This is a genomic window from Rhodopseudomonas rhenobacensis, from assembly GCF_014203125.1.
Classification (GTDB): Bacteria; Pseudomonadota; Alphaproteobacteria; order Rhizobiales; family Xanthobacteraceae; genus Rhodopseudomonas_A; species Rhodopseudomonas_A rhenobacensis.
Genome location: NZ_JACHIH010000042.1, coordinates 23,771 through 32,492 on the forward strand (window position 1 = coordinate 23,771; position 8,722 = coordinate 32,492).

At 66.1% G+C, this 8,722-nt stretch carries 11 protein-coding genes; 6 read left to right on the forward strand and 5 right to left on the reverse strand.

All coding sequences use genetic code 11. The features are described 5' to 3' along the window. Positions 1-90: 90 nt before the first annotated feature. The 5 genes from def to truA all read left to right on the forward strand — a co-directional run bounded on the left by def (position 91) and on the right by truA (position 3,234). The gene (gene def / locus HNR60_RS21955; protein WP_184262150.1) at positions 91-618 is read left to right on the forward strand and encodes a peptide deformylase; all 528 of its coding nucleotides are present in this window, start codon (positions 91-93) and stop codon (positions 616-618) included. Positions 619-673: 55 nt separating this feature from the next. Then, entirely contained in the window at positions 674-919 is a 246-nt protein-coding gene (locus tag HNR60_RS21960) for a hypothetical protein (protein ID WP_184262152.1), read from the forward strand. After that, the gene (locus HNR60_RS21965; RefSeq protein ID WP_184262154.1) at positions 916-1,341 is read left to right on the forward strand and encodes a type II toxin-antitoxin system VapC family toxin; all 426 of its coding nucleotides are present in this window, start codon (positions 916-918) and stop codon (positions 1,339-1,341) included. Before HNR60_RS21960 ends, HNR60_RS21965 begins: the two co-directional genes overlap by 4 nt. A 20-nt stretch (positions 1,342-1,361) precedes the next feature. After that, a complete protein-coding gene (gene fmt, locus HNR60_RS21970; RefSeq protein ID WP_184262156.1) occupies positions 1,362-2,294 on the forward strand; it encodes a methionyl-tRNA formyltransferase in 933 nt (310 codons plus the stop codon). 202 nt (positions 2,295-2,496) lie between these two features. Further along, complete coding sequence (gene truA, locus HNR60_RS21975) at positions 2,497-3,234, forward strand: tRNA pseudouridine(38-40) synthase TruA (protein WP_184262158.1); 738 nt, start codon at positions 2,497-2,499, stop codon at positions 3,232-3,234. A 280-nt stretch (positions 3,235-3,514) separates the two neighbouring features. Here truA and dapE read toward each other — a convergent pair whose 3' ends face one another. From dapE to dapD, 3 genes are all read right to left on the reverse strand, one after another. Next, on the reverse strand, positions 3,515-4,681 hold the full coding sequence (gene dapE, locus HNR60_RS21980) for a succinyl-diaminopimelate desuccinylase (protein ID WP_184262160.1): 1,167 nt from the start codon (positions 4,679-4,681) through the stop codon (positions 3,515-3,517). Next, a complete protein-coding gene (locus tag HNR60_RS21985) occupies positions 4,681-5,148 on the reverse strand; it encodes a DUF805 domain-containing protein (RefSeq protein ID WP_184262162.1) in 468 nt (155 codons plus the stop codon). The genes dapE and HNR60_RS21985 overlap by 1 nt, the downstream gene beginning before the upstream one ends. Positions 5,149-5,259: 111 nt before the next feature. Then, positions 5,260-6,105: a 2,3,4,5-tetrahydropyridine-2,6-dicarboxylate N-succinyltransferase gene (gene dapD / locus HNR60_RS21990; protein ID WP_184262164.1), complete on the reverse strand. Its 846-nt coding sequence runs from the start codon at positions 6,103-6,105 to the stop codon at positions 5,260-5,262. A 168-nt stretch (positions 6,106-6,273) separates the two neighbouring features. On the opposite strand from dapD, the gene HNR60_RS21995 reads away from it, so the two are divergent. Continuing rightward, on the forward strand, positions 6,274-6,573 hold the full coding sequence (locus tag HNR60_RS21995) for a GIY-YIG nuclease family protein (protein ID WP_184262174.1): 300 nt from the start codon (positions 6,274-6,276) through the stop codon (positions 6,571-6,573). Positions 6,574-6,647: 74 nt separating this feature from the next. Here HNR60_RS21995 and HNR60_RS22000 read toward each other — a convergent pair whose 3' ends face one another. Further along, positions 6,648-7,355 carry a pyrimidine 5'-nucleotidase gene (locus tag HNR60_RS22000; RefSeq protein ID WP_184262166.1) on the reverse strand — a complete coding sequence of 236 codons (708 nt, stop codon included), beginning with the start codon at positions 7,353-7,355 and terminating at the stop codon, positions 6,648-6,650. Between the two features lie 161 nt (positions 7,356-7,516). Beyond that, positions 7,517-8,482, reverse strand: a complete 966-nt coding sequence (locus HNR60_RS22005) for a DUF1036 domain-containing protein (RefSeq protein ID WP_184262168.1) — start codon at positions 8,480-8,482, stop codon at positions 7,517-7,519. Positions 8,483-8,722 lie beyond the last annotated feature (240 nt).

Genomic DNA, 8,722 nt, shown 5'->3' on the forward strand with positions numbered 1-8,722 from the left:
GCCGCGGCCCCGCGACTTTTCTTGAGTGGCGGCTAAAGTGGCATCCGGAGCCGGATTGACCGCCGCGGTATCGCAGATTAAATCGCCGCTATGGCCCTGCGCGAAATCATCATCATACCTGACAAGCAGCTTCGCTTGATCTCCAAGCCCGTCGAAACGGTCAGCGCCGAGGTGCGCCGGCTTGCCGACGACATGTTTGAGACCATGTATGAGGCGCCCGGCATTGGCCTGGCGGCGATCCAGGTGGCGCAGCCGGTGCGGCTGATCACCATGGATCTGGTCCGCAAGGAGGGCAACGGCCTCACCGAGCCGCGCGCCTTCATCAATCCGGAGGTCATCGCGGCGTCCGAGGAGATGAACGTTTACGAGGAAGGCTGCCTGTCGATCCCGGAATATTACGCCGAGGTGGAGCGGCCGAAGCAGGTGCGGATCCGCTACACCGACCTCGACGGCAATGTGCAGGAAGAGGACGCCGACGGGCTGTTCGCCACCTGCATCCAGCACGAGATCGACCACCTCAACGGCGTCTTGTTCGTCGATCACATCTCCAAGCTGAAGCGCGCGATGGTGATGCGGAAGTTCGAGAAGGCCGCCAAGCGCGGCATCAAATACGTCTGACGGCTTTTGACCGGCGGGCGCTGGTTTGATATCATTGATATCAAAGGAGGCGCCGATGGCCGACCTGCTGATCCGCGACATCGATCCCGAGCTGAAGCGCCAGGTCGAACAGCGCGCGCAGCTGCACGCGCGAGATCTGTCCGACGAGGTCAAGGCGCTGCTCCAGATCGGGCTCAGCGTTGCGGAGCCCGATCTGAAAATGGGTACCTGGATCGCAAGCCTGGTGCGACCCGAAGACCGCGGCGACGACTTGGTCTTCGAGTATCGCAGCGTGGACTCGCCGCCGCCCGATTTCGAATGATCCTGTTGGATACCAACGTCGTTTCCGAGCTTTGGCTTCCGCAGCCAAATCCGACTGTGATGCGCTGGCTCGACGCGCAAGCGCTGCAGAGCCAGTATCTCTGCACGCCTGTCGTCGCGGAGTTGCGGTTCGGGATCGAACGTCTGGTGGACGGCTCACGCAAACAGCGCTTGGGCCATGCTGCAGAGCGGCTGTTCGCGGGATACCGCGGGCGTATTCTCAGTTTCGATATCGCCGCAGCCGAACAGTTCGCTCGCATCAGTGTACTTCGAGAACCAAAGGGCCGGCGGCTGGAGACGATGGACGCCATGATCGCGTCGGTCGCGCTGGCGAACCGGATGGCGCTGGTGACGCGCAACACGCAAGATTTCCTCGACATCGGGCTCGAATTGATCGACCCGTTTACGCCGACAACCGGCTGACACCCAACCCGAGATTTTCCATGCCGCTTCGCCTGATTTTCATGGGCACCCCGGATTTCGCGGTGCCGACGCTGCGCGCGCTCGCCGCCGCCGGCCACCAGATCGTCGCGGTGTACAGCCGCGAGGCGAAACCCTCCGGCCGCGGCATGAAGCTGCAGCCGACCCCGGTGGCGCTTGAGGCCGAGCGGCTCGGCATCCCGGTGCTGACGCCGAAGACGCTGCGCACGCCGGAGGCCGCGGCGGAGTTCGCCGGCTTCCAGGCCGACGCCGCGGTGGTGGTGGCCTATGGGATGATCCTGCCGCAGCCGATCCTCGACGCGCCGAAATTCGGCTGCTTCAATCTGCACGGCTCGCTGCTGCCGCGCTGGCGCGGCGCAGCTCCAATCAACCGCGCCATCATGGCCGGCGATACAGACGCTGGCGTGATGGTGATGAAGATGGATATCGGCCTCGACACCGGCGACGTGGCGTTGACCGGGCGGATCGCGCTCACCGATGCGATGACCGCTTCCGACCTGCACGACGCGCTGGCGCCGCTCGGCGCCGGGCTGATGGTCGAGGCGATGGCATTGCTGGAGCGGGGCGAACTCACGTTCGCCAAGCAGCCCGAGGAGGGCGTGACCTACGCCGCCAAGATCGACAAGGCTGAGGCGCGGATCGACTGGACGAAGCCGGCGCGCGCCGTGCTGCGCCACATCCACGGGCTGTCGCCGTTTCCGGGCGCCTGGTGCGAATGGCCGATCGAGGGCGATTTGGTGCGGGTGAAGATCTTGCGCTGCGAATTGGCGAAGGGGTCTGGCGAACCGGGCGCGCTGCTCGACGATCACCTCACGATTGCCTGCGGCGACGGCGCGATCCGGATTTTGCAATTGCAACGCGCCGGCAAGCAGCCGATGCAGGCGCAGGATTTCCTGCGCGGCACGCCGCTCACGCCGCCGCTACTTGTGTGCTAGATGCGCGAGCACCGATCAGAGCTGTCACCACCCGCCACCGGGTCTCGCCTTTGGCGAGCCCGATGGCAAGCTCCAGCGGGTGGCCCAGTATCCCAGAGCGCTTGTGATTGACGATCACCGCTCTGCAATACTGGGTCGCCCGGTCAAGCCGGGCGATGACGGCTGTGCGGGCGGCAGCGCCATCGCCGAACAGGGACCATGAATGCCGCGCTACAAGCTCATCATCGAATATGACGGCGCGCCGTATTGCGGCTGGCAGATCCAGGACAACGGCCCCTCGGTGCAGGGCGCGCTGGAGGATGCGGTGAAGGCGATCTGCGGCACCTTCGTCCGCGTCAACGGCGCCGGCCGCACCGATGCCGGCGTCCACGCTTTGGCGCAGGTGGCGCATTGCGACATCGAAAAACCGTTCGCGCCGGGCCGGCTGCGCGACGGCTTGAACGCGCATCTGCGGCCGCATCCGATCGGCGTCTTGAGCGCCGAGATCGTGCCGGATGATTTCGAAGCGCGGTTCTCGGCGATCAAGCGGCACTACGTCTATCGGATCAGCAACCGCCGCGCCAATCTGGCGCTCGAGATCGGCAAGGTCTGGCGGCTGCCGCGCCGGCTCGATACGCAGGCGATGCACGCAGCCGCGCAGCGGCTGATCGGCAAGCACGACTTCACGACGTTTCGCGACACCGAATGCCAGGCCAAATCGCCCGACAAGACGCTCGACCAGCTCGACGTGATCCGCGACGGCGACAACGTGTCGATCGTCACTTCGGCGCGCTCGTTCCTGCACAGCCAGGTGCGCTCGATGGTGGGCTCATTGGTCTGGGTCGGCGAGGGCCGCTGGAGCGCCGACGATCTGGCCGCGGCGCTGGCGGCGCGTGCCCGTACCGCCTGCGGCCCGGTGGCGCCGCCCGACGGGTTGTATCTGGTGAAGGTGGATTATTGAGGCGGCGCTGACAAAGCCGTAGCCCGGATGAAGCGAAGCGAAATCCGGGACCCCGCCGACACAGAATACAAGGTTGCGGTTGAGTCGTTTCGACCCGGATTTCGCTTCGCTTCATCCGGGCTACAAGCTTATCGCCCGCCGCAAAACCAGCTTCGTCATTCCGGGGCGCGAGGCCGAAGGCCGAGCGAACCCGGAATCTCGCGGCTGGCACCCGGCGTGTCATCGCGCCGCAAGATTCCGGGTTCGCTTGCGGCTTCGCCGCTTCGCGCCCCGGAATGACTCAAGCGAAATAGCGCTGCAGCACGCCGCGATAGATTTGCGTCAGCGTTTCGAGATCCGCGACCGGGGTGCGCTCGTCGATCTTGTGCATGGTCTGGCCGACCAGGCCGAATTCGATCACCGGGCAGTAATGGGTGATGAAGCGCGCATCCGAGGTGCCGCCGCCGGTGTTGAGCTCGGGGCTGCGGCCAGTGACCTCCGCGATCGCCGCGACCACCAGATCGGTGAACGCGCCGGGCCTGGTGACAAAGGCCCCGGCATTCGACGGCAGCCACTCGACCCTCGCGCGGATGCGGTTGCCGCAGGCCGTCTGCACGCGTGCCTCGATCAGCGCCTGCAGGCTCTCGGCGCTGTGCCGATCGTTGAAGCGGATGTTGAACTTGGCGCGGGCCTGCGCCGGGATCACGTTGGTCGCCGGATTGCCGACGTCGACCGAGGTGAATTCCAGGTTCGACGGCTGGAAGGTGTCGGTGCCGGCGTCGAGCGGCTCGGCGCCGAGCGCCACGATCAGCGCGGCGATATCCGGCACCGGATTGGACGCGCGATGCGGATAGGCGACGTGGCCCTGCACGCCATCCACCACAAGCGTTCCTGATAACGAGCCGCGGCGGCCGATCTTGATGGTGTCGCCGAGCGCCTCGACGTTACTCGGTTCGCCGAGCACGCAGTGGTCGAATGTCTCGCCGCGCTCTGCCACCCATTGCAGCAGCTTGACGGTGCCGTTGACGGCGACGTCTTCCTCGTCGCCGGTGATCAGGAACGAGATCGAGCCTTTGGGCTGGCCGCCGTTCGCCGCCAGATAGTCCAGCACCGCGGCGACGCTGCAGGCGATGCCGCCCTTCATGTCGACCGCGCCGCGGCCGTACAGCAGCCCGTCGTGTACCTCGCCGGCGAACGCATCGTGCGACCACGCCGCCTGATCGCCCGGCGGCACCACGTCGGTGTGGCCAGCGAAGCAGAGGTGCGGCGCCGAAGTGCCGATCCGGGCATAGAGATTGTCGATATCGGCGGTGCCGGGCTCGCTGAAGGTGACGCGATGCACGTCGAAACCGGCATCGTGCAGCAAGCGTTGCAGCACGCCGAGCGCGCCGGCATCGGCCGGCGTCACCGACGGGCAGCGCAAGAGATCCTGGGCGATGGTGAGGGTCGCGATCGGGTTCGAAGGCATCAATACTCCAGCGGCTCGAGCGGATCCGGTCCGTAAGCGTTGGGGCCCGGCGTGCCGCGCAGGCAGCCGAATTCGACGAACGCCCAGATCGAGATTGCGGCGCTCAACAGCGACAGCGCCAGGCCGCCGCCGCCATGCACGAAGGTCCGGCCGCTGCCGCCGAGCAGGCTCGGCCCCAGCCAGAACAGCAGCAGCCACCAGGCGCTCTTGTCGCGATCGTGCAGCCGCTTTATGCCGACCGCGAGGCCGGACCACAACCCGATCAGGAACAGCAGAATTCCGCCGAGCCACAGCGCGATGCCGGTGCCGGCGAAGGCGAAGCGATCGTCCTTGTTGAGGTCACCGATCACCAGCAAGGCGATCCCGGCGAAGGCGATCCAGGCCGCGACATAGATCAGCACCGCGAGCCAGTATTTGCCGCGGTTGATGCGGCCGTTGAAGCTGAACAGCAGAGTGGTCAGATCCATTGTCGTTCTCGTCTGCGGGTGCGATGTCGGCGCCACGGCGGCGCCGATCGCAGATTCTTAGTGGAACATGATCTATTCCGAAAACCGGCATCCACTTTTCGGGATCATGCTCTAGTCCCGCAATAATTCATTGATGCTGGTCTTGGAGCGGGTGCGCTCGTCGACCCGCTTGACGATCACCGCGCAGGCGGTGGAGGGGCCGGGCTGGCCGTTCTTCAGCGGGCGGCCGGGCAGGTTGCCCGGCACCACCACGGAATATTCCGGCACCTCGCCGACGAAGATCTCGCCGGAGTCGCGGTCGATGATCTTGGTCGAAGCGCCGAGGAAGACGCCCATCGACAGCACCGCGCCACGGCGCACGATGACGCCCTCGGCGACTTCCGAGCGCGCGCCGATGAAGCAGTCATCCTCGATGATCACCGGGCCGGCCTGCAACGGCTCCAGCACGCCGCCGATGCCGACGCCGCCGGAGATGTGCACGCGCTTGCCGATCTGCGCGCAGGAGCCGACCGTCACCCAGGTGTCGACCATGGTGGCCTCGTCCACATAGGCGCCGAGATTGACGAAGGACGGCATCAAGACGACGTTCTTGGCGATGAAGGCGGAGCGCCGCACGATCGCGCCCGGCACCGCGCGGAAGCCGGCGTCGCGGAAGCGGTTCTCGCCCCAGCCGGAGAATTTCGACGGCACCTTGTCCCACCAGGTGGCGCCGCCCGGGCCGCCGGAAATCGCGCTCATGTCGTTGAGCCGGAACGACAGCAGCACCGCCTTCTTCAGCCACTGATTGACGGTCCATTGGCCGTCGTCGCCGCGCTGGGCGACCCGCGCTTCGCCCTTGTCGAGCATGTCGAGCGCGTGCTCGACGGCGTCGCGGACTTCGCCCTTGGTCGCGGCGCTGACGGTGTCGCGCGCGTCGAACGCGGTGTTGATGGAGGTTTCGAGGGCGGACAGCGACATCGGGGATTCCTTGGCAAGTGGCGCGCGTGGGCTGCTTTTGTCGGGATTTGGCGACGGAGAGTCAAGGTGAAGCGGATGCGGGGCGTGGCGGCCGCACATACCGCGGTCATCGCCCGGCTTGACCGGGCGACCCAGTATTGCAGAGACTTGATGGCGGAGAATTGGAGCATGCCGGCCCGCAGCTTCTACGTCTACATCCTGGCCAGCCGGATCGGGAGAACGCTGTACATCGGCGTGACCAACGATCTGGTTCGTCGCATTGCCGAGCACCGATCGAAGGCCGCCGAGAGCTTCACCAAACGATATGAGGTGGATCGGCTGGTCTATTTCGAGTGCTTCGATGATATCGCGGCCGCGATCCACCGCGAGAAGCGGCTGAAGAAATGGAAGCGCGAGTGGAAGGTGCAATTGATCGAAAAAGACAATCCGGATTGGAATGATCTTTATCCGGGGATCGCCGGGATCTGAACGGACGCTCTGGGATACTGGGTCGCCCGGTCAAGCCGGGCGATGACGGCTTCCTGCGAGGCTTGGTCAGCGGCCTATTTCGCCGCGCTCACCCCCGCCAAAAACCCCGCCAGATCGTCGGTGACGAAATCGACATGGGCGGCGTCGCGGCCTTCCAGCTCCCAGTCTTCCCGCACGACCTCTTTACTGCCGTCCGGCACCACCAGCACCGTGGTCATGCCGAGCTGATGCGGCACCGCGAGGTTGCGGGCGAGGTCTTCGAACATCGCGGCGCGCGAAGGATCGACGCCGTGCAGATCGAGGAAGCGCTGATAGGTCTGCGGCGCCGGCTTCGGCTCCAGCTGCGCCGCGACGATGTCGAACACCGCCTCGAAATGATGCTCGATGCCGAGTCGCGCCAAGACCTTGGCGGCGTGCGCGGTGGAGCCGTTGGTGAGGATCAGCTTGCGTCCGGGCAAGGCGGCGATGGCGTCGCCCATCGCCGGATTGGGCTCCAGCGGCGAATGGTCGATCTCGTGCACGTAAGCCAGGTAATCGTCGGCGCGGACGCCGTGCTCGGTCATCATGCCGCGCATCGTGGTGCCGTAGCGGCGGTAGTAGTCCTTCTGGATCCGGAACGCGTCTTCGGCCGGGATGTCGAGATAGGCGGCGACGAAATCGCGGATCCGGACGTCGACCTGCTGCCACAGATTGACGTGATGCGGATACAGCGTGTTGTCGAGATCGAACACCCAGGTGTCGATTGCCGTGAAGTTCCGCGGCGGATTTCCGCTGGACGTCATTTCAACTCCTTGCTGTCATCCCGGCGAAACCGGGGATCAGTTCGCTGCAGCGTACTGGCTGAATTGCCGGCGCCCTGCAATACTGGGTCGCCCGCTTTCGCGGGCGATGACGCCGTGCAGGGCGGGAGGGCGCCACTTGCTGTGGTCTCCACGATTTGTATTCACGGCACCGCGAAACGCAGCGTCTTGCCGCCGCCCGAAAGGTCCACCGAGCTGAAGCCGGTGCGGTTGAAGCCGCGCGCGGCGCAATCGCTGTGGTCGGTGATCTCGAATTTGCTGTCGCGGGTGCACAGCATGACGCCGCCGCCCCAGTTCAGCGGCTTGTCCTTGATCCGCACCGCGCGATTGTCGGCGTCGACCGCTTCGGCGAAGCTGTAGATCTGCTTCGGCTGGCCGGTGACGTCGGGATGCAGGCACTTGCCGGGATCGACGCGGTACCAGCCGCGGCTGGTCACCAGCTTGCCGTCGTCGCTGCCGACCGCGGCCATGATCTTGTGCGGGGTGTCGTTGCACCAGGTCAGGCCGCTCGTCGACGGCGCCTCGACCGCCTTGATCATGGCGTCGAAGAAATTCGGCGCCTGCACGATGTCGGCGGCCAGCCCGCGGCTTTTCAGAAACGCGGCGAGCGCGGCTTGGGTCTTCGGGCCGTCGACGCCGTCGATCGGGGCGGCGTCATAGCCGGCGATCACCAGGAGGCGCTGGATGCCGGCGAGCTTGGCCTGTTCGTCGTCGTATTCGCTGTCCTCGGCGAGATAGGCGACCAGATTGCCGTCCTCGCCGGTGCTCGGCTTGATCTCGGTGAACGGGGCCGCGGTCTGGCCGCTGCGGCATTGCCGGGCCGCAGCGATGACGAAGTTCTCCTGCGCGATGCACAGCCGGTCGCTGCCGTTCTGCGGCACCGGGGAGGCGCCGTAGACCCCGAGCGCGCGGGCGTGCAGCAGGATGCGGTCGGCGCTCAGCGTGCCCTGCACCACGACGCGGCATTGCGCCGGATCGATCCGGAACCAGCCGCGGCTGGCGGTGGACGCCTTGTCATCGATGCCGATCGCGGCCTCGACCACGTAGCTCATGCGGTTGCAGAGTTTCAGGTCGGCATGGGCGGGGGTGCCGGCGAGCGTCAGCAGCAAAGCCGCAAAAGCGCCCGCAACAAAGCGCGGCCTCGCGGTCGGCTCACCTCTCCCCGCTTGCGGGGAGAGGTCGGATGAGGCGCGCAGCGGCTCATCCGGGTGAGGGGGCGCCTCCGCGAGGTCTGACGTGTTGAGAGGCCCCCGCACCCCCCGTGGTAAGCAATACCACCACAACCCCCCCCCCGGGGGGGGGGGGGGGCCAGGCCCCCCCCCCCCCCACAAAAGGTCGATCCGAACAAA

Excerpts from the sequence above, each read along its gene's own strand:
- def (WP_184262150.1), top strand. The coding sequence starts at position 91 with ATGGCCCTGCGCGAAATCATCATCATACCTGACAAGCAGCTTCGCTTG.
- HNR60_RS21960 (WP_184262152.1), top strand. The coding sequence starts at position 674 with ATGGCCGACCTGCTGATCCGCGACATCGATCCCGAGCTGAAGCGCCAG.
- HNR60_RS21965 (WP_184262154.1), top strand. The coding sequence starts at position 916 with ATGATCCTGTTGGATACCAACGTCGTTTCCGAGCTTTGGCTTCCGCAG.
- fmt (WP_184262156.1), top strand. The coding sequence starts at position 1,362 with ATGCCGCTTCGCCTGATTTTCATGGGCACCCCGGATTTCGCGGTGCCG.
- truA (WP_184262158.1), top strand. The coding sequence starts at position 2,497 with ATGCCGCGCTACAAGCTCATCATCGAATATGACGGCGCGCCGTATTGC.
- dapE (WP_184262160.1), bottom strand. The coding sequence starts at position 4,681 with ATGCCTTCGAACCCGATCGCGACCCTCACCATCGCCCAGGATCTCTTG.
- HNR60_RS21985 (WP_184262162.1), bottom strand. The coding sequence starts at position 5,148 with ATGGATCTGACCACTCTGCTGTTCAGCTTCAACGGCCGCATCAACCGC.
- dapD (WP_184262164.1), bottom strand. The coding sequence starts at position 6,105 with ATGTCGCTGTCCGCCCTCGAAACCTCCATCAACACCGCGTTCGACGCG.
- HNR60_RS21995 (WP_184262174.1), top strand. The coding sequence starts at position 6,274 with ATGCCGGCCCGCAGCTTCTACGTCTACATCCTGGCCAGCCGGATCGGG.
- HNR60_RS22000 (WP_184262166.1), bottom strand. The coding sequence starts at position 7,355 with ATGACGTCCAGCGGAAATCCGCCGCGGAACTTCACGGCAATCGACACC.